General features: G+C 73.4%; 17 protein-coding genes. 7 read left to right on the top strand and 10 right to left on the bottom strand.

Translation table 11 applies throughout. The features are described from left to right. The first annotated feature begins 28 nt into the window (after positions 1-28). Positions 29-295 carry a hypothetical protein gene (locus SLV14N_RS34965; protein ID WP_259670606.1) on the top strand — a complete coding sequence of 89 codons (267 nt, stop codon included), beginning with the start codon at positions 29-31 and terminating at the stop codon, positions 293-295. A 22-nt stretch (positions 296-317) separates the two neighbouring features. Here SLV14N_RS34965 and SLV14N_RS34960 read toward each other — a convergent pair whose 3' ends face one another. Beyond that, a complete protein-coding gene (locus tag SLV14N_RS34960) occupies positions 318-461 on the bottom strand; it encodes a hypothetical protein (protein WP_263272525.1) in 144 nt (47 codons plus the stop codon). Positions 462-689: 228 nt separating this feature from the next. Between SLV14N_RS34960 and SLV14N_RS34955 the strand changes: the two genes are divergently transcribed. The 3 genes from SLV14N_RS34955 to fes all read left to right on the top strand — a co-directional run bounded on the left by SLV14N_RS34955 (position 690) and on the right by fes (position 4,963). Next, a complete protein-coding gene (locus SLV14N_RS34955) occupies positions 690-1,745 on the top strand; it encodes a YncE family protein (protein WP_263272524.1) in 1,056 nt (351 codons plus the stop codon). A 360-nt stretch (positions 1,746-2,105) separates the two neighbouring features. Beyond that, the gene (locus SLV14N_RS34950) at positions 2,106-3,461 is read left to right on the top strand and encodes an alpha/beta hydrolase-fold protein (RefSeq protein WP_263272523.1); all 1,356 of its coding nucleotides are present in this window, start codon (positions 2,106-2,108) and stop codon (positions 3,459-3,461) included. Between the two features lie 215 nt (positions 3,462-3,676). Then, the gene (gene fes, locus SLV14N_RS34945; RefSeq protein ID WP_263272522.1) at positions 3,677-4,963 is read left to right on the top strand and encodes an enterochelin esterase; all 1,287 of its coding nucleotides are present in this window, start codon (positions 3,677-3,679) and stop codon (positions 4,961-4,963) included. Here the strand turns inward: fes and SLV14N_RS34940 are convergent. From SLV14N_RS34940 to SLV14N_RS34900, 9 genes are all read right to left on the bottom strand, one after another. Next, the gene (locus tag SLV14N_RS34940) at positions 4,870-5,634 is read right to left on the bottom strand and encodes a 4'-phosphopantetheinyl transferase superfamily protein (RefSeq protein WP_263272521.1); all 765 of its coding nucleotides are present in this window, start codon (positions 5,632-5,634) and stop codon (positions 4,870-4,872) included. The genes fes and SLV14N_RS34940 overlap by 94 nt on opposite strands. After that, positions 5,631-5,819 carry an MbtH family NRPS accessory protein gene (locus SLV14N_RS34935; RefSeq protein ID WP_208686571.1) on the bottom strand — a complete coding sequence of 63 codons (189 nt, stop codon included), beginning with the start codon at positions 5,817-5,819 and terminating at the stop codon, positions 5,631-5,633. The genes SLV14N_RS34940 and SLV14N_RS34935 overlap by 4 nt, the downstream gene beginning before the upstream one ends. Further along, a complete protein-coding gene (locus SLV14N_RS34930; RefSeq protein WP_263272520.1) occupies positions 5,816-9,742 on the bottom strand; it encodes an amino acid adenylation domain-containing protein in 3,927 nt (1,308 codons plus the stop codon). The genes SLV14N_RS34935 and SLV14N_RS34930 overlap by 4 nt, the downstream gene beginning before the upstream one ends. Continuing rightward, positions 9,739-9,969, bottom strand: coding sequence for a phosphopantetheine-binding protein (locus SLV14N_RS34925; RefSeq protein ID WP_018091629.1), 231 nt, complete (start codon positions 9,967-9,969; stop codon positions 9,739-9,741). Before SLV14N_RS34925 ends, SLV14N_RS34930 begins: the two co-directional genes overlap by 4 nt. Positions 9,970-9,975: 6 nt before the next feature. Further along, positions 9,976-10,608: an isochorismatase family protein gene (locus SLV14N_RS34920; protein ID WP_208686567.1), complete on the bottom strand. Its 633-nt coding sequence runs from the start codon at positions 10,606-10,608 to the stop codon at positions 9,976-9,978. An 11-nt stretch (positions 10,609-10,619) separates the two neighbouring features. Beyond that, positions 10,620-12,278, bottom strand: coding sequence for a (2,3-dihydroxybenzoyl)adenylate synthase (locus tag SLV14N_RS34915; RefSeq protein ID WP_263272519.1), 1,659 nt, complete (start codon positions 12,276-12,278; stop codon positions 10,620-10,622). Further along, positions 12,275-13,486 carry an isochorismate synthase gene (locus SLV14N_RS34910; RefSeq protein WP_263272518.1) on the bottom strand — a complete coding sequence of 404 codons (1,212 nt, stop codon included), beginning with the start codon at positions 13,484-13,486 and terminating at the stop codon, positions 12,275-12,277. The genes SLV14N_RS34915 and SLV14N_RS34910 overlap by 4 nt, the downstream gene beginning before the upstream one ends. A gap of 62 nt (positions 13,487-13,548) precedes the next feature. Then, positions 13,549-14,349, bottom strand: coding sequence for a 2,3-dihydro-2,3-dihydroxybenzoate dehydrogenase (locus SLV14N_RS34905; RefSeq protein WP_263272517.1), 801 nt, complete (start codon positions 14,347-14,349; stop codon positions 13,549-13,551). Next, on the bottom strand, positions 14,346-15,317 hold the full coding sequence (locus SLV14N_RS34900; protein ID WP_018091624.1) for an iron-siderophore ABC transporter substrate-binding protein: 972 nt from the start codon (positions 15,315-15,317) through the stop codon (positions 14,346-14,348). The genes SLV14N_RS34905 and SLV14N_RS34900 overlap by 4 nt, the downstream gene beginning before the upstream one ends. A 149-nt stretch (positions 15,318-15,466) precedes the next feature. On the opposite strand from SLV14N_RS34900, the gene SLV14N_RS34895 reads away from it, so the two are divergent. From SLV14N_RS34895 to SLV14N_RS34885, 3 genes are read left to right on the top strand one after another with little or no spacing between them, the layout of a single operon-like run. Then, positions 15,467-16,552 carry an iron ABC transporter permease gene (locus SLV14N_RS34895; RefSeq protein ID WP_208686559.1) on the top strand — a complete coding sequence of 362 codons (1,086 nt, stop codon included), beginning with the start codon at positions 15,467-15,469 and terminating at the stop codon, positions 16,550-16,552. Next, entirely contained in the window at positions 16,549-17,616 is a 1,068-nt protein-coding gene (locus tag SLV14N_RS34890) for an iron chelate uptake ABC transporter family permease subunit (RefSeq protein ID WP_208686557.1), read from the top strand. Before SLV14N_RS34895 ends, SLV14N_RS34890 begins: the two co-directional genes overlap by 4 nt. 4 nt (positions 17,617-17,620) lie before the next feature. Beyond that, positions 17,621-18,415: an ABC transporter ATP-binding protein gene (locus SLV14N_RS34885; protein WP_263272516.1), complete on the top strand. Its 795-nt coding sequence runs from the start codon at positions 17,621-17,623 to the stop codon at positions 18,413-18,415. Positions 18,416-18,426: the final 11 nt, after the last annotated feature.

Below are 18,426 nucleotides of genomic sequence, written 5' to 3'. Positions count from 1 at the left end.
CCGCAAGTTCACGCCCGAGATCGACTGGGTGATTCCCACCCGCGAGCAGCTGGACTTCTTCGTCTCCCTCCTCCCGGCTCGCCAGGTCCTGTTCGTCGTTCTTGCACCGGGCATCGAGGTGTGCCGGTACCGCAACACCATCCGGGATCCACGCGAGCGGTTCGACTTCGACGGCTATGAAGAACTCGACGCCGACATGAAGCGTGAACTCGGCGATGCCGGCTGGTGGTTCGACACCGCGGCCCTCACTCCCGAGCAGAGCGCCGATCGCATCATCCACGAAGCCCGCCACTGAGCCATGTGCAGCGCCTGGTCGATCATGCCGTGAGCCAGCGAGGGTCGATGCGGCCCAACCAAACGTCCTGACACACGACCCGGTCGGTGGAGCTGGGGTAGCTGCCGCCGGTGCCGGTGTCCTGGATGACCTGGGTGCCCCCGGAGCCGTCGCGGCGGTCGCTCATCAACTCCCAAGGTGGCAAAGCGCTCCCGTTGGTGAAGGTGCCGCCAGTAGGGGGATTGAGGGCGCTGGTCGGCGACGGGGGAAGGCGGCGGCAAGACACCCTCCCGCAGCCGCCAGAAATGCGCAGAAAACAGCGGGCCATATCGGAGTGCATGTTAGGTAAGCCTAAGCTAAGTTAGTCGCTGATCGCCTCTCCGTGAGGCGCCTCTGTCAAGGAGACTGACGCCACATGACCTCACTCGCCTACCGCATCCGCCGTACTGCCGCGATCGCCGTGAGCCTCGCCGCCGGCAGCGCTCTTGCCCTGGCCGACACCGCGACGGCGCACTCCGGCAAAACGTCGGGCCCGGTCGCCCAGTCCGCGCCGGTTGCCAAAGGCCTGTATCAGTCCGCGTACTCCGAGCGGAACCATGTCCTCTGGGCCACGTCCTCGGTGGGCCGACCGCCGGTCACCAACTCCAGTCTGGTGAAGGTCGACCCGCGCACCCTGCAGGTCAAGGCGACGTACACGCCGCCGGTCACCAACCCGGAGACCGGCGCCGTCGAGGCGGTCTACGGCGTCGCCGTCGATGACGAGCACAACACCGTCTGGACGACGAACACCCGCGACAACTCCGTGGCCGTCTACAGCCAGCGCACCGGCAAGCACCTCGCCACGCTGCCCGGCGTCAAGCATGCCCGCGAGGTCGTCGTCGACGAGAAGCACAACCTGGCCTGGGCGAGCAGCTTCGGCGACGGCAGTGTCGTCGCCTTCGACACCCGCACCTACAAGGAGAAGAAGCGGGTAACGGTCGCGGGATCGAGCCCCGCGGGTCTGGCGGTCAACGAGCGGTCCGGTGCCGCCTACGCCACCGACCTCGCCAATGACCGGATCATCGAGATCGCCCCGCGCGCCACGGGCCCGCGCCTGATCCCGGCCGGAGACGGCCCCCTCTCGATAGCCCTATCCAAGGACGGCCGCACCGCCTACTCCGCCGACCAGGCCGCCGGCACCGTCTCGGTGATCGACCTGCGCAAGGGGGCCGTCACCAGGAGCGTGCCGACCGGTGCGGGCGCAGTGGCCGTCGCCGCCGACCCGCGCTCGGGCCGGATCCTGGTCGCCAACCGCACCACGGCCACCGTCACGGTCGTCGACCCCCGCAAGGGCGCCGTCGTCGACACCCTGACCACCGGCGCCAACCCCAACCACGTCCAGGTGGCCCACGGCGCGGCGTTCGTGGTCGCCAAGTCCGGCTCCGGTCCCGAGGGCCAGGACGTCCTGCACCGGTTCTCCCTCGGGCGCTGACGACCCGATCCCAGCGGCTCGGTCCGGAGCCGCGCCGGGTCCCGCCCGCCCCGCCCGAGGGTGGGCGGGACCCGGCCCGCCGGGCGCACGGCACCTGGGGCCTGGGGGCCGCCAGATCCGTACGACCGGGCCGGCCGCCCGCCGGCCCGTCCGCATCACCCGGTACCGACCACGTACCGCTCCGCTCGCACACCACACCTCCGACCGGAATGCCCTCCCCCACATGACACATCGATACGCAATCCACCGCTCTCCGCGAAAACTTCCCCTGAGGGACCGGACCGCTCCCGCCGGGTCCGTGATCCTGCCGACGGCCCGCCCGCTGCCCGGGGAGCCGCAGCGCACACGGAGCACGTTCAGGTGAGCCGCACCGCTTCCGCCGCAGTCACGGCGCCCGCGGACGCCGCCGAGCCCGTGCCGTACACCATTGTCAGCCCTCGTCTCACCCGGCTCACCCACCGGCTCGAACAGACCGGGCCCGCCGAACACAGCGCACTGACCGCCGAGTTCTGGACCAGGGTCGAGCGGGAGGGAACTCCGCTCATCGAGCCCCTCGACGACGATCCCGACCACCGGGCGGTGACCTTCCTGTGGCGCGGCCACCGCGCCACCCGTCAGGTTCTGCTGCTCGCCAACGGGCTCACCGACCCCGACGACCTCGCCGGTTCACTCCTCGCGCCCTTGCCCGGCACGGAGATCTGGTACCTGACCCGTCGTCTGCGGGCCGATCACCGGGGCTCCTACCGCCTGGTCGCCGACATCTCACCCGGCCCCCTGCCCAGCGCGGAGGAACCCCTGCGCGCCCGCTTGCGGGGGCTGGCCGCCCATGCGGCGCCCGATCCGCACAACCGGATGCCACTGCCCGGTCGTGGGCGGTCGGCCGGCAGTTCCCTCTTCGAGCTGCCGTTATCCCCGCCTCAACCCTGGCGGGAGCCCCGCCCGGACGCCCCCCGTGGCACCGTGGAGCGGCACCGCAGCCCCGGAGCCGCCCTCGGTGACCAGCACGTCACCTGGGTGTACCGGCCGCCGTCCGGCACAGCGGCCGGCCCCCTGGATGTTCTCGTACTGCCCGACGGGGAGCTGTGGTTCGGCGCGCTCGGTCTGGCCCATACGCTCGATGCGCTCCTCGCCGAACGGCGCATTCCGCCGCTGCTGGTGCTCGCACCCGATACGTCCGGTCCGGTCGCCTGGTGGCACGTGCACGACACCCACGAAGGCTACGCCGACTTCCTCGCCGACGAGTTGCTGCCCTGGGCGGCCGCACGCTGGCCGGTCACTGCGGACCCCCGGCGCACCGTAGTGGCCGGGCAGAGCCTCGGCGGCACCGCCGCAGTGCACACCTGCCTGCGCCGGCCCGAGCGGTTCGGCAGCGCCCTGGCCCAGTCCCCCGCGCCCCGCCCCGCCGCGGCCCGGCCTCCTGGCGCCCGGTCCCCTGCTGCCCGCCCACGGCGTGATCGGCTCCCCGGCAGCCCCGGGACCGCCCACGACGAGCCGTCCTGGCCGTCGCAGTGGTTCGCCCCGCCCCACCGGGACGGCGTCCGTATCCACCTCGACATCGCCCGGCAGGACGTCGCGAAGGTGCCGGGCCCCGCTCTCCACGACCTCCTGGACCGCTGCGGTCACACCGTCACCTGGCAGGAGTTCAGCGGAGGGCCCGACCACGCCTGTTGGCGCGGCGGGCTGGCCGACGGTCTGATCGCTCTGCTCGGCAGCTGAACGGGGTACCGGGGGGGGCGGGGGGCCTCCGTCAGCGGCCGGCCCCCTCCGGCCCGTGACGGCCTCCGGGCGGTGGGTCGGGCCGGCGATCGCGCCCGCACCCGGCCCCGGAGACCGGTGGTGTGCAGTGTCTGCGGGGCGGGCGCCGGGAGCGACTCCCGAGTCTGAAGTAAGGTAACCCTAAGTCATCCGTCCCCTTGTCCGGAGTGCCTTCCATGCCCGTGCCGCCGCAGGACGCCCCGAACCGCCCGCCCCGGCTGGCGCGCCCCGAGGCGCTGCCGTGGCTCCCGGAGCCGGGCTTTGCGCTGACCTCTCCGGACGGGGCCGAGGAGTTCTGGGCCGACGTCCGCCGCCGTGGCACCCCGCTCGTCGCTCCCGATCCGGCGGGCCGCGCCGATCACGTCGCGGTGACGTTCCTGTGGCGCGGTGACGCCCGGACCCGCGCCGTCCAGGTGCTGCCGAACAAGCTGGCCGACCCACGGAACCCCGAGGGCAATCTCATGGCCCGCGCCCCCGGCACCGACATCTGGCACTGGACGGTCCGCCTGCGCCACGACTGGCGCGGCACCTACGACCTCTTCGTCGACGAGGGCGACGGGCCCGGACCGGACAGCCCCGACTACTGGCGCCGGCTGCGCACCCAGGGCCGCGCCGACCCGTACAACGCCCGTCGGCTGCCGCGGCGTTGGGGCGGTGAGCCGGTCTGCTACGCCGAACTGTCCGGGGCCCCGGACGCGGTGGACTGGGCGCCCCGGCCGGGCGTCCCCCGCGGCACCGTCAGCGAACACCAGGTGTCCAGCGGGCACCTCGGCAGCGATCGCCGGGTCTGGCTGTACCAACCGCCGGGCGGGGCGCGGGAGACGGCGGAGCTGCCCGTTCTCGTGCTGCTCGACGGGGAACACTGGCAGCCCCGGCTCGGCGTCGCGCACCTCTTGGACAACCTCATCGCCGACGGCCGCATTCCCCCGCTCGCCGCCGTCCTGCCGGATTCCGTCGACGCCGGCACCCGGTGGGCGGAGCTGAGCTGCCGTCCGGAGTTCGTCGCCTTCCTCACGGACGAGCTGCTGCCCTGGGCGGCCGGGCGGGTGCCGGTCACCGGCGACCCCGCCCGCACCGTGATCGCCGGGCAGAGCCTGGGCGGACTCACCGCGGCCTACGCGGCGTACTCGGCACCGCACCGCTTCGGGAACGCGCTGGCCCAGTCGGGTTCGTTCTGGTGGCCCGACGGCCCGGAGGCCGAGTGGCTGACCGGCGCTCTCGCGGCCGCGCCACGGCTGCCCGTGCGCTTCTGGCTCTCCTTCGGTGAGCAGGAGTGGGTGGCCCTCCCCGCCGCCCGGCGGCTGCGCGAAACCCTCACCGCCGCCGGCTACGACGACGCCGTCTACCGTGAGTTCAACGGCGGCCACGACTACCTGTGCTGGCGCACCGAACTGGCCGACGGTCTGGTGGGCCTGCTCTCCCCCGACGGAGCCGCCTCGCGCACCGCGCAGGCCGCCGCATAGCCCGCCGGGACCCGGAGGTCCGTGAGCGCCCAGCCCGGACTCCGGGCGGGCAGCGGGCCGGTGCCCAGGCGGAGCGTGCGCAGGGACGCCTCCGAGATGCCCGCGCCGGTGGCCTTCAGACAGGCCTCCTTGCGGGTCCAGCAGCGGGTGAAGGCGGCCGGTCGGTACACCGGCGGCAGGGCCGCCAACTCGGCCTGCTCCAGGGGGTACAGGGACGCCGCCGCGTCCCGGACCGTCCCGGCCCCGGGTACCCGCTCGATGTCCACGCCGACCGGCCGGGCGGCGAAGGCCAGCAACGCCGGCCCGCCCGAGTGGGAGAGGGAGAAGTGCAGTTCCTCTCCGGGCGGACCGGCCACGGCGGGGCGGCCGTGCGGGCCGCCGCAGCCCGGGCACGGCAGCCGGGTCAGCGGCACGTGGGCCGCCGCCATGCCGAGACAACCGCCCAGCAGCCGGCGCAGCGCCCTGTGCGCGGCGGCGTACAGCGCACGCTCGGCGGGCCGGCGCAGCGCCGCCACCCGGGCCCGCTCCCCCTCGTCCAGTACGGACACATCGAGCGGTGCGCCCGCTGCGGGCGCCGGTACGAGCCACAGCCGCGGCCCCGGTGACAGCTCCGCCGGATCCGGCGGCGGCCCGGAGTGCGGCCACCGCCGTACCGCCGCCGCGCCGTTCATGGCCGGTCCGCCGCCACCAGCCGTGTGCACGCGTCGTGCGGGGCCGGGCCGAAGCGGGCGGTCCAGCCTTCCGGGGACTCCCGCCAGGCCGGCCACAGGGACAGGTGCCCCTGGGTGTTCTCCAGGACCAGGTGGGTGGCGTGGCCGTCGGGCCCCGGGTCGAACGGCGCGGAGCGGGCGGTCATGCGTCGAGCTCCTTCAGTCGGGCCGCCAGGACGGCGGCGATCTCGTCGAGCTGACGGTCCTGCATCAGCTGCGGGTGGGTGCAGTCCAGATCGCGGTTGGCGATCGTGCCGCTCACATGCGGCCGCCATGCCTCGCGGGTGAGCCAGTCCTCGGCGCGCGGTGCGGCGGCGGTGAAGAACAGCAGGTCGCCCCGGTAGGCGCGGTGGTGGTGGGCGCGCATCATCCGCGCGTGGTTGGGCACGATGTCGACGATCTTCGAGAGGGTGTGGTCGGTGAGACCGGCGAGCGGGCTGCCCGCCCGGCGCAGGGTCGCCAGGACATCGTCCCGGGTGCGCTCGTCGGTGCGGTCGTAGCCGGCCATGCGCAGCACCGCGGTGAGCGCGTCGCCCTCCTCCGGCGCGGGCCGCTCCCGCCACTGCTCGGCCGGGAACGCGTCGAGCAGCGCCAGCAGTTCGACCGTCTCCCCGGCCTCCTGGAGCAGCACGGCGACGGTGTGCGCCAGGATGCCGCCGACGGACCAGCCCAGCAGCCGGTAGGGGCCGTGCGGTTGTACGGCGCGCAGGTGGCGCACATAGTCCGCGGCCTGCTCCGACAAGGCATCCGGCAGCGGCTCGTCGCCGACCAGGCCGCGGGCCTGGATCCCGTACACCGGCTGGTCGGGTCCGAGGCGGGCGGCCAGGCCCGCGTAGCACCAGGCGAGGCCACCGGCGGGGTGGAACGCGAACAGTGCGGGCCGGTCGCCGGTGGTGCGCAGCGGCAGCACGACGTCCAGGGCGTCCTCGGACGCGGGGCCGGAGCTGTCGAGGCGGGCGGCCAGCGCGGCCGGGGTGGGCGCCTCGAAGAGCGAGCCGATCGTCAGCTCGCAGCCGAACGCCGCACGGATCCGCGCCACCAGCCGTACGGCGAGCAGGGAGGTGCCGCCCAGGTCGAAGAACGCGTCGTCCGGTCCGGCGTGTTCGAGGCCCAGCACCTCGGCGAAGAGCCGTGTCACGGTCTCCTCGCGGGGGCCGGCCGGTCGCCGTGCGTCCCGGCCGCCGGTGAAGACCGGGGCGGGCAGTGCGCGGCGGTCCAGCTTGCCGTTGGGGCTCAGCGGCAGGGCGTCCAGGGCGATGACGGCGGCCGGCACCATGTGCTCCGGCAGTGTGCGGGCCAGCCCGGCGCGCACGGCCTCGGGAGCGGCACCGCCGGTGACATAGCCGACGAGCCGCTGTTCGCCGGAGCGGTCCTCGTGGACCAGCGCACAGGCACCGTCCACACCGTCCTGCGCCGTCAACGCCGCCTCGATCTCGCCGAGTTCGATGCGTTGGCCGCGCAGCTTCACCTGGTGGTCGGTACGGCCGAGGTACTCGACCTCGCCCTTCTGCGTCCAGCGGGCGAGGTCGCCCGTGCGGTACATGCGGCTGCCGGGCGGTCCGAAGGGGTCGGCGACGAACCGGGAGGCGGTGAGTCCGGGACGGTGCAGATAGCCCTCGGCGAGCTGCCGGCCGGCCAGGTACAGCTCGCCGGGGACGCCCGGCGGGCAGGGCTGGAGCGCCGCATCGAGCACATACAGCCGGGTGTTCCACACCGGCCGCCCGATGGGCACCGCACCGCTGTCGTCCGCCGCGCAGGCGTGGTAGGTGACATCGACGGCGGCCTCCGTCGGCCCGTAGAGGTTGTGCAGCTCGACGCGCGGCAGGGTGCGCGCGAAGGTGTGCGCGGTGTCGCGGGGCAGCGCCTCGCCGCTGCAGAAGACGCGGCGCAGCGAGCCGCATGCGGCGGCGTCCGCCCCGGCCAGGAAGACCTGGAGCATCGACGGAACGAAGTGGCAGGTGGTGACGGCCTGTTCGCTGATGAGCCGGGCCAGGTAGTGGGGGTCCTTGTGGCCGCCGGGCTCGGCGACGACGAGCACCGCGCCCTCGCGCAGCGGCCAGAAGAACTCCCACACCGATACGTCGAACGACGAGGGGGTCTTCTGCAGCACCCGGTCGGCGGCGGTCAGCCGGTAGGTGTCCTGCATCCACCGCAGCCGGTTGTCGATCGCCGCGTGGGAGACCACGACGCCCTTGGGACGCCCGGTCGAGCCGGAGGTGTAGATGACGTAGGCGGGATGTGCGGGGGTGAGCGCACGCCCCGGGTTGACCGGGAGGTAGCCGGCCAGATCGAGACCGTCCAGGACGACGAGCGGTGTCCCGGTGTCCTGCGGCAGCCGCGTCGCGTGGTCGGTGACGGCGCACACCGGCGCGGCGTCGTCCAGCATGCCGGCGAGACGCTGTGCCGGATAGTCCGGGTCGAGCGGCAGATAGGCGGCACCGGACTTCAGCACGGCGAGCAGGGTGACGACCAGCTCCGCCGAACGCGGCACCGAGACCGCCACCACGGCGCCGGGCCTGGCGCCGAGCGTCTGCAGATGGCGGGCCAGCCGGTTGGCGAGGGTGTTGAGCTCCGCGTAGCTCAGCGAGGTGTCGCCGTGCACCAGTGCGGTGGCGGCGGGGGTGCGGACGGCGCGTGCCTCGATGGGGCCGATGAGAGTGGTCGACGGGAGGTGCCGGTCCGTCCGGTTGAACTCCTCGACGACCACGGTGTGTTCGGCCGGTGTGGCGATGCCGTGCGCGGCCAGCGGGGTGTGCGGGTCGGCGGCGGCGAGCCGGTCCAGCAGGTGCAGGAACCGCTCCTGGTGGGCGGCGAGTCCGGCGTCCTCGTACAGGGCGGGATTGCCGTCGTGGTCGATGCGCAGACCGTGTCCGTCGGCGCGGTCGTAGACGTTGACGGTCAGGTCGTCGACGGGCCCGGCGGAGAGGTTCCGGGCGCGCGTGGGTGCACCGGCGAACGCCACGCCGTAGTCGAAGGGCATGATGTTGACGAGCGGGCCCACCAGGGCCCGGCCCTCCCCGAGCAGTCCCAGGTCGCGGCGGATGTCCTCGTAGCGGTAGCGCTGGTGGCGGCGGGCCCGGCGGATGCCGAGCACCACCTGCCGGACCAGTTCCGCGAAGGTCGCGTCGGCGGAGACGGTCAGCCGCAGCGGCAGGACGTTCATGACCATGCCGGGTACGCGCAGGGCGGCCGAGCCCATGCGGCCCATCATCGGCAGCCCGAGCACGACGTCGGACTGGGCGGTGGCGCGGGAGGTGTACAGGGCCTTGGCGGCGATCAGGACGTCGGGCCAGGTGGCGCGGAGCCGGGTGGCGAGTCCCTGGACGCCCTCGGTGGTCTCGGGCGAAAGACAGGTGGTGCGGCGGCGGAACGTCCGTGCGGGCAGCGCGCCGCGGCCCGCGAGCCGCGGCGCCTCGGGCCGGTCGGCGAAGGCGCCGGACCAGTGCGCGCGGTCGGCGGTGAAGTCCGCCGAGGCGCGGTAGTCGTCGTCCTGACCGACCAGGTCGGCGAGGCGTCCGAAGGTCCGTGGGCCGGGCTCCTCGCCCCGGGCGAGGGCGGTGTACACCTCGGCGGTACGGCGGACCAGGAGCGAGTATCCGAAGCCGTCCATGACGAGGTGGTGGATGCACTGGTACCACAGCCAGCGCTGCTCACCCACGCGGAACAGGGCGTGCCGGAAGAGCGGACCGGCCGCCAGGTCGAAGGGCTCCGCGAGGTCGGCGCGCATCCACCGCTCGGCCGTCTCCTCGCCGTCGTCCGCGGTGCGCAGATCCCGTACGGTCAGCGGCAGTTCGACACCGTCCAGGACGTGCTGGCGCGGCCCGTCCGGGGTGTCCTCGATCCGGACGCGCAGCGCGTCGGCCTCGGCGGTCACCAGGCGCAGGGCGCGGGCGAAGAGGTCGGGGTCGAGCACCCCGTCGATCTCCAGGCACTCCGCGGTGTTCTGGGCGGGGCTGAGCGGGTCGAGGGCCTGTGCGTACCACATGCCCGACTGTGCCGCGGTCAGCGGCAGTACGGCCTGCGGGGCGCCGGTTCCGGGCCCGGCGCCGCCGGTGAGGAGGACCGTCACGAGCCGGCTCCCAGCAGGGGGGCCCAGGCGTCGATGGCGGGGCGTTCGGCGAGGTCCACGAAGCCGACCTCGACGCCGTGTTCGCGGCGCCAGCGCTCGACGAGCGCCATGATGCGGACGGAGTCCAGTCCGTAATCCACGAGGTTCTCGTCGAGCGGGATGTCGGTGGGGTCCTCGCCGAGGGAGTCGGCGACGTCCCGGCGGATCTGCTCCAGGGTGAGCGCCATGGCGGCTCAGGCCTCCTTGAAGAGGGCGTCGGTGGTGGTGACGACGGCGCAGCGGCCGGCGGCCCAGCGCAGGGCCATGTCGTGGTCCGCGCGCGAGAAGTCGGCGACGGCATCCGCGACGACGAACGCCTGGATGTCGCGCTGCCATGCGTCACAGGCGCTCATCAGCACGCCGATGTGCGCGTACACACCGACGACGACGAGCTGGTCGCGGCCCGCGGCGCGCAGCAGTTCCTCCAGTTCGGTGCGGACGAACGCGCTGTACTTCCACTTGGTGAGGACGGTGTCCCCGGGTTCGGGCGCGACGGCCTCGGGCGTGGCGAGGGCCTGCGGGTCGTCCGCGACGCCGGGTCCCCAGAAGTCGAGCTGCAGACCGCGTTCCTCGGGCGTCTGGCCGCCGCGCTGGGCGGAGTGGACAACCGGCACACCGAGGCGGCGGCACCGTTCCAGGATCCGTGCGGTGTTGTCGAGCATGCCGGTGACCGGCTGTTCGCCGGCCGGGAAGGCACCGAGGAAGTGGTTCTGCAGGTCGTGGACGAGCAGCACGGCGCGCGCGGGGTCCGCCGTCCAGGCGACGCGGTTCGCCGGCAGCTCGTCCCCGGCGGGCAGGGGGTAGGGGGCGATGGCGGGAAGTGCCATGGGAGGGCCTTTCAGTGCTGCTCGGTGGTGGCCGCGGCGGACCGCAGCCCCTTCTTGCTGACCTTGCCGATCCCGGTCTGCGGGAAGGCGTCGACGAACTCGACGAGGTCAGGGACCTTGTAGGCGGCGATACCGCGCTCGCGGACGAAGCGTTTGAGGGCGACGGACTTCATCGGCTCCGCGCCGGTGCGCAGAATGACGTAGGCAAGGGTGCGTTCGCCCAGGTACGCGTCGGGCACGGCGACGACGGAGACGTCGTGGACGGCGGGGTGGGCGAGGATGATGTTCTCGACCTCCTCCGGCGCGATCTTCTCGCCGCCCCGGTTGATCTGGTCCTTGGCCCGCCCCTCGACGACGAGGTGTCCGGTGGCCGTGCGGCGCACGATGTCGCCGGTGCGGTAGAAACCGTCCTCGGTGAAGGCCCTCGCGTTGTGCTCCGGGGCGCGCCAGTAGCCGCGGATGGTGTACGGCCCCCGGGTGAGCAGATGGCCGAACCCGCCCTCCTCGACCTCGTGTCCGGCGTCGTCGACGATCCGGATCTCGTCGTCCGGGGAGATCGGCCGTCCCTGGGTGGTGACGACGGTCTCGGGGTCGTCGTCGAGCCGGGTGTAGTTGACCAGCCCCTCGGCCATCCCGAAGACCTGCTGGAGCCGGCAGCCCAGGGCGGGCGCCAGCCGCCGGGCCGCCTCCTGGCTGTACTTCGCGCCGCCGACGAGCACGACATCCAGGCTCGACAGGTCGCATCCGGTCTCCGCGGCGGCCTCGGTCCATACGAGGGCGAGCGGCGGTACGAGTCCGGTCATCGTGATCCGTTCCCGCTCGATCAGCGGGAAGGCGGTCGCCGGGTCCGGTCCGGGGCACAGGACGGCCGTGCCGCCCGCGTACAGCACGCCGAGCCAACCGGGCGAGCTCATCGGGAAGTTGTGCGCGGCCGGCAGCACCACGAGGAACCGTGTGCCGGCGTCGACGCCGCAGATCTCGTTGGAGCCCCACACCGAGTAGAGGTAGTCGTCGTGGGTGCGCGGAATGAGCTTCGGCACGCCCGTCGTACCGCCCGACAGCTGGAGAAATGCCAGCTCGTGCGGCTCGGGGCCGTCGGGGGTGCCGGCCGGGTCGCACGGGACGTCGGACAGCGCGGTGTGCTCGCCCGGGTCGCCGGCGACGAAGATGTGCCGCAGGCTCGGTGTGGCCGCCTTGACCTTCGTGGCGAGGGCACGGTGGTCGAAGCCGCCATGGCGGTCGGGGATGACGTACGCGGTGGCCTCGGCGAAGGAGCAGAAGTAGCCGATCTCCGTCTCCCGGTGCGCGGGCAGCGCGAAAACGGGCAGCGCGCCGATCCGGAAGAGCGCGAAGACCACCTCGATGAACTCACCGGTGTTGGGCAGCTGCACCACGACCCGGTCGCCCTTGGCGATCCCGCGTGCCGCGAACCCGGCGGCCAGCCGGTCGGCGCGCTCGTCGAGCTCCCGGTAGGTCCAGGTGCGGCGGCCGGGGGCCGGATCGACGAGGGCGGTCCGGTCGGGGTGGGCGGCGGCGCGCTCGCGCAGCATGCACCCGAACGTCTCGCCGCGCCAGTACCCGGCGGCGCGGTAGCGCTCGGCGAACTCCGCGGGCCAGGTGGGGGCGTCGAGCCCCGGCGTGGTGGCGAGGGGGGTGGCGCCGGCGCTCACAGCGAGGCTCCCACGGCGCTCAGGAAGGTACGGAACTTCGCTCCGGTCTCGGCGGTCTCGGCCTGCGGCGAGGAGGCGGCCACCACACCTGCGCCCGCGAACAGCCGCAGTGTGCGGCCCTCGGCCTCGGCGCAGCGGATCGTCACCACCCATTCACCGTTGCCGTCCGCGTCCTGCCAGCCGACCATGCCCGTGTACGGGCCGCGGTCGAAGGGCTCGGACTCGGCGATCACGGAACGGGCCACATCGGTCGGGGTGCCGCACACGGCGGGCGTCGGGTGCAGCGCGGACGCCAGCTCCAGGGCGGAGACGGCCGGGTCGGCCAGCTCGCCGGTGACCGTGGTCGACAGGTGCCACATGGCGGCGGTGCGCACCAGCGTGGGCCGCGCGGGCACCTCCAGCCCCGTGGAGTACGGCGCGAGCGCCTCGCGTACGGCGTCGACGACGACGGCGTGCTCGTGCAGGTCCTTCGCGGACTCCAGGAGGGCGGCCGCGCGCCGCACGTCCTCGGCCAGGTCGGCGCTGCGCGGCGCGGAACCGGCCAGCGGGTTGGCGACGAGCCTGCCGTTCCGGCGGGCCACGAGCAGTTCGGGGCTGGCGCCGATCAGGGTGCGGCCGGCGCCGCTGGGCACGGCGAAGGTGTAGCCGGCCGGGTCGCGGCGCGCCAGGCGGCGCAGCATCGCGGTCAGGTCCGGCTCCCGCTGTGCCGTCAGCTCCAGCGTCCGGGCGAGCACGACCTTGTCGAACTCTCCGGCCTGCATCCGGGTGACCGCGGCGGCGACCGCCGCGGCGTACCGCTCGGCCGACGGCACCTCGCGCAGCTGCCAGTCGGTGTCCTCGGCGGGCGCCACGGGCAGGGCGATGAGGGGGTCCTCGTGCAGGGGCGGCGCCCAGCGCACGGAGTCCGGGACGGCGAGTGCGTGCGAGGCGCCCTCGGCGAAGGGCAGCGAGCCGACGACGACCGGCGCGGCATCGCCCGCGCGCCGGCGCGCGTCGAGGGTGTCGCACACCCGCCGGGTCAACGGCCGGGTGTCGTGGGGTATTTCGGCGGCGGTGCCGTGGGCGAGCAGGGTGTGCCGGGGCGAGGCGAGAAAGCGGTCGGCGCCGGGTCGGTAGGCGTCGAGCAGAGCGGTCGCGGCACCGGGGGCGAGCAGGGGAAGAGTGGGGTCCGGGGGCGGTGCGGTGGGTTCGCACAACGAGGCAGACATGGGCGTCTCCAAGGGAAAGGTCACGAGCCGAAGTCGCAAGAGGGGGCTGGCACTTGCCCGGTTCAGGCGCGCAGCGTCGCGCCGCCGTCGACGTACAGGTCGTGCATGGTGATGTGGCGGGCGCGGTCGGAGACCAGGAAGACGACGGCCTCGGCGATGTCGGCCGGGTCGGCGATCCGGCCGAGCGGGATGCCGGTGCGGTGCGTCGCGAGGTCGCCCGCGATGACGCGCTGCGCGGCCGCCGTCTCGCTGTCCGCGCCGGAGGCGGTCCACAGTGCGCGCTGCATATCGGTGAGGGTCGACCCGGGCGAGACGGTGTTGCAGCGGACGCCGCGTGCGGCCACCTCCAGGCCCAGGCACTTGGTGAACATCACCGCCGCCGCCTTCGACGCCGCGTAGGCGGACATCCCCGCACGGGGCACACCGGCCGCGTTGGAGGCCACGGTGACGATGCTGCCGGAGCCACGCCCGGTCATACGGCGGGCGGCGGCCCGCGAGACGTGCAGGACACCGTTGGCGTTGACGGCGAAGGTGGCCGCCCAGTCCTCGTCGGCGAGGTCCTCGACAGAGGAACTCCGCAGTATTCCGGCGACGTTGACCGCGATGTCCAGCGGCCCGAGGGAGTCCTCGGCCTCGGCGACGAGGGCCTCGACGGCGGCCGCGTCGGTGACGTCGAGACAGCGGGCCGTGAGGTGGTCGGGGTGCTCCTGGGCGAGTTTTCCGACGCCCTCGGGAGCCAGGTCGGTGGCGATGACGCGGGCGCCGTGCGCGACGAGGGCGCGGGCCACCGCCTCGCCGATGCCCCGGCCCGCCCCCGTCACGAGGGCCAGCCGTCCCTCGAGTTCCAGGCCGGTGGCGCTCACTTGACCATGGCCTTCCGGATGTCGCCGAGCACCGAGACGGCGGCCTCGGCGCCGCCCAGGCTTGTCCACTTCGAGCCGTCGATCATGGTCGCGTGCTGGTCGCGCACGGCCTTCAGCTGCCGGTAGGCGGGCTTGGTGGCCAGCTTGTCCAGGAGGCCGGCGTCCGGGCCGCCGGTGGAGAGGGTGCCGATGAACAGCCAGTCGCCGTCGATCTCGCGGAGGTTCTCGTCGCTGAGCGGTGTCGAGTGGCCCTGACCCGGCTTGTTCTGGACGCCGGGCCGCTTGAAGCCCAGGTCCTTCAGGACGTCGCTGATGAACACGCCCTGCTGCATGACGGCCGTGCCCTTGGCCGAGTAGCGGGCCACGGACACGCTCGTGCCGGCCCGCTCACCGAGGTCCTTCTTCAGCGCGGCGGCCTTGGTGTCGTATCCGGCGAGGAACTTCTTGGCCTCGTTGCTCTTCCCCAGTGCCTTGCCGGTGAGTTCGAGGGACTTCTTCCAGCCCTTCGTGCGGTCGATGGTGACCACGGTCGGGGCGATCCGCCGCAGTTGCTTGAGGACCTGTGCGTCGGCCGTCTGCCCGGCGAGAATGACGTCAGGTCTGGACCGTACGACCTTCTCGATGTCCGGGCCGGTGACCGCGCCCACGACCGGTATGCCCTTCGCCCGGTCCGCGAGATAGCCGGGGGCGCCGTGCTGGCCGCGGCCGGCGGTCAGCCCGACCGGCTTGACGCCGAGGGCGAGCGCCGAGTCCAGGTCCATCTCGCTGAGCGCCACGACGCGTTCGGGCGCGGCCGGCACCTTGACCTCCGTACCTGTCGCGTCGGTGATCCGCGTGACCTTGCCCGCCGGTCCGTCAGCGCCCGCATCGTGCTCGGGTGATCCGCACGCGGTCGCGGTCAGGGCACAGGCGGCGAGAAATGTGGCCGCGGCGGGGCGGGAGAAATGGCGGGAAGAGGCTTGCAACATGGCCTGAGATCTCCGTTGTTCGTTGAGAGGGTGAATCCGGCAAATACGCTGATTTTCTGGTCACCCCAGGAAAATCCGCATGGCGAATAGGGCTTTTTCGGCATGAGAGCACCAAGCCCGCAGCGCGTAGCTTAGGTTAGGCTAACCATATGTCAATCACCAAGGGAGACCGACTGGAAGCGGAACGTGTCCGTCCGCGTGCGCGGTCGCCGTTCCGGTCCCGCACCGCCGTCTGGGCGGCCGCCGGTCTCGTCGCCGTGCTGCTGGTGTTTCTCCTGCTCTCGCTCCTCATCGGCACCGGATCCAGCTCCGCCGCCCGCGCCTGGGACTATCTGCGCGGCGATCCCTCCGCGCGCGCCGACGCCCAACTGCGGCTCGCGGTGCTGGAGGTGCGGCTGCCGCGTACGCTCGCCGCCGTGCTCGTCGGCGTCTGCCTCGGCACGGCCGGCTGTCTGCTGCAGGCCGCGACCCGCAACCCGCTCGCCGAAACCGGACTGCTCGGCGTCAACTCGGGTGCGGCCTTCGCCGTCGTCCTCGGACTGACCTTCTTCGGCGCCACGTCCTCGTCCGCGCTGCTGCTGTGGGCCCTGCTGGGCGGTATGGCCGCGAGCGCGGTCGTCCTGCTCTTCGCCGCGTCGGGACGTACCGCCGGCTCCCCGCTGCGGCTCGTCCTCGCCGGATCGGCGCTCGGCGCCACCTTCCACGGCATGACGTCGTATGTGCTGCTCGGCACCCAATCGACCTACGACACCTACCGCTACTGGACGATCGGCTCCCTCGCCGGAGTCGAGACGTCCGATCTCCTGCCCCTGCTGCCGGTGGTGGCCGTGGGCCTGCTCATCGCGCTCGGCTGCGCCCGCCCCCTGTCCGCCCTCGGCCTCGGCGACGACAGCGCCCGCTCGCTGGGCCACCATCCGGGCCGGGTCCGCCTCCTCGTCGCCGCAGCCGTCTCGCTGCTGGCGGGCTGCGCGGTCGCGGTGGCCGGCCCCATCGCCTTTCTCGGACTGCTCGCCCCCTACGCCGCCCGCGCCCTGGCCGGGGCCCGGATGGCGGCCCAGCTCGTACTGTCCGCGCTGATCGCGGCCGACGTCATGATCCTCGCCGACATCCTCGCCCGGATCGTCATCCGGCCCTGGGAGACACCGGTCAGCGTGCTGCTCGCCTTCGTGGGCGGACCGTTGCTCGTCTGGATCGCCCGTTCGTCCCGCCTGTCCACGGCAGGAGCCGCGGCATGACGGTCTCCGGCACCCACCCGCCCCTCACCCCACCGGACAGCACGGTGCTGCGCGCCGGCACCCTGTCCTGGCTCTTCCCGCGCCGCAGCGCCCTCGTCGCCGCGTTCCTCGTTCCGCTGATCCTCCTTCTCATCACCCTTGCGGTCATGGCGAGTTCGACCGGAATGCCGCTCTCGCAGACCCTCTCCGGGCTGCTGGGCACCGGCGATCCCGGGACCGTCATGATCGTGCGGGAATTCCGGCTGCCCCGCGTGGGCGTCGGCATCATGGTCGGCGCCGCCCTGGGCATCGCCGGCTGCCTCACCCAGACCCTCGCCGGCAACCGGCTCGCCACGCCCGACCTCATCGGGGTCAACGAGGGCGCCACCGCGGCCGTCGTGGCCTCGGCCGCCGGGTCGGCGACCGGGATGGTCGGCGGCTGGTGGCTCGGCCCGCTCGGCGCCGTCGCCGCCGCCGTCCTGGTGGTGCTCTGCGCGGGTGGTGCGGGCAGCCGCGGCTACCGCCTCCTGGTGGTCGGGATCGGCGTCTCCACGTTCATCGGGGCGGTGAGCGACCTGATCATGTCGCGGGAGAACGACAACACCGCGGGCGGAGTGTTCCTGTGGGCCGTGGGCAGCCTCAACGGCCGTGACGGGAGCGTGGGGACACCGCTGCTGACCGCCCTGCTGTTCCTGGTCCCGCTCGCCCTCATGGCCGGGCACCGGCTGCAACTGCTGCGCTTCGACGACGACATGGCCGCCTGCCTCGGCGTCGACCTGCGGCGGGTGCGGGCCGTCGCCCTCGCCCTCGCCGTCGCCCTCGCCGGAATCGCGGTCGGCGTCGGCGGGCCCATCGCCTTCGTCGCCCTCGCCGCCCCGATCCTCGCCCAGCGGCTCAGCGGCCCCACCCGCGTCCCGGTCCTCGGCTCCGCGCTGACCGGCGCCGCCCTCATCGCCGCGGCCGACGCGCTGGGCCGCGTCGCCGCTCCCGTCGAACTCCCCGTCGGCGTCGTCACCAGCGTCCTTGGCGGACCCTTCCTCCTCTGGGTCCTCCTCCGCTCGGACCGGACCACCGGAAAGGCATGACAGCATGACCGCAACTCCCGGGCTCGCCGTGCGTGCGCTGCGGGCCGGTTACTCCGGCCGCACCGTCGTCGAGGGAGCCGAGTTCGCCCTACCCACCGGGCAGGTGGCCGCAATCGTCGGACCCAACGGCTGTGGCAAATCCACTCTGCTGCGGACCATCGCCCGGCTCCACCGCCCGGAATCCGGGGAGGTCCACGCCGACGGCACCGACGTATGGCGGCTCAGCCGGCGGCAGGCCGCCCGCCGTATCGCCCTGCTGCCCCAGTCCCCGCGCGCGCCCGAAGCCGTCACGGTCGCCGGGCTCGTCCGCTACGGCCGCCACCCCCACCAGGGCCTGCTGCGCCAGTGGTCGCGCGAGGACGAGCACGCCGTACGCGAGGCGCTGGAGGCCACCGGCACCACCGAGCTCGCGGCCGAACGCCTCGACCGGCTCTCCGGCGGCCAGCGCCAGCGCTGCTGGCTCGCGATGGTGCTCGCCCAGCACACCCCTGTGGTGCTGCTCGACGAACCCACCAGCGCCCTCGACCTCGGCCATGTCGTCGATGTCCTCGAACTTGTCCGCGAGGTCGCCGCCGCCGGCCGCACCGTCGTCATGGTGCAGCACGACCTGGCCGCCGCCGCCCGCTACGCCGACACCCTCATCGCGATGAAGGCCGGCCGCATCATCGCCCACGGCACACCCCGCGACACGGTCGACGAGGCCCTGGTCAAGGACCTCTACGCACTGGAAGCGGACATCCTGCGGGCCCCCGGCGACGCCTCACCGGTCGTCGTTCCCCGCACCCGCACCGGAACCTGACCACACGTCAG

Source organism: Streptomyces sp. Je 1-4 4N24 (genome assembly GCF_026239515.1).
GTDB classification, from domain to species: domain Bacteria; phylum Actinomycetota; class Actinomycetes; order Streptomycetales; family Streptomycetaceae; genus Streptomyces; species Streptomyces nigrescens.
Note: the sequence above shows the minus strand (reverse complement) of the source record. Positions and strands in the feature narration are given on the sequence as shown.

Bases quoted from the DNA above. Each gene is read 5' to 3' on its own strand.
- SLV14N_RS34910 (WP_263272518.1), bottom strand. From the start codon at position 13,486: ATGTCTGCCTCGTTGTGCGAACCCACCGCACCGCCCCCGGACCCCACT.
- SLV14N_RS34960 (WP_263272525.1), bottom strand. From the start codon at position 461: ATGAGCGACCGCCGCGACGGCTCCGGGGGCACCCAGGTCATCCAGGAC.
- SLV14N_RS34920 (WP_208686567.1), bottom strand. From the start codon at position 10,608: ATGGCACTTCCCGCCATCGCCCCCTACCCCCTGCCCGCCGGGGACGAG.
- SLV14N_RS34900 (WP_018091624.1), bottom strand. From the start codon at position 15,317: ATGTTGCAAGCCTCTTCCCGCCATTTCTCCCGCCCCGCCGCGGCCACA.
- SLV14N_RS34940 (WP_263272521.1), bottom strand. From the start codon at position 5,634: ATGAACGGCGCGGCGGCGGTACGGCGGTGGCCGCACTCCGGGCCGCCG.
- SLV14N_RS34890 (WP_208686557.1), top strand. From the start codon at position 16,549: ATGACGGTCTCCGGCACCCACCCGCCCCTCACCCCACCGGACAGCACG.
- SLV14N_RS34935 (WP_208686571.1), bottom strand. From the start codon at position 5,819: ATGACCGCCCGCTCCGCGCCGTTCGACCCGGGGCCCGACGGCCACGCC.
- SLV14N_RS34895 (WP_208686559.1), top strand. From the start codon at position 15,467: ATGTCAATCACCAAGGGAGACCGACTGGAAGCGGAACGTGTCCGTCCG.
- SLV14N_RS34885 (WP_263272516.1), top strand. From the start codon at position 17,621: ATGACCGCAACTCCCGGGCTCGCCGTGCGTGCGCTGCGGGCCGGTTAC.
- fes (WP_263272522.1), top strand. From the start codon at position 3,677: ATGCCCGTGCCGCCGCAGGACGCCCCGAACCGCCCGCCCCGGCTGGCG.
- SLV14N_RS34925 (WP_018091629.1), bottom strand. From the start codon at position 9,969: ATGGCGCTCACCCTGGAGCAGATCCGCCGGGACGTCGCCGACTCCCTC.
- SLV14N_RS34955 (WP_263272524.1), top strand. From the start codon at position 690: ATGACCTCACTCGCCTACCGCATCCGCCGTACTGCCGCGATCGCCGTG.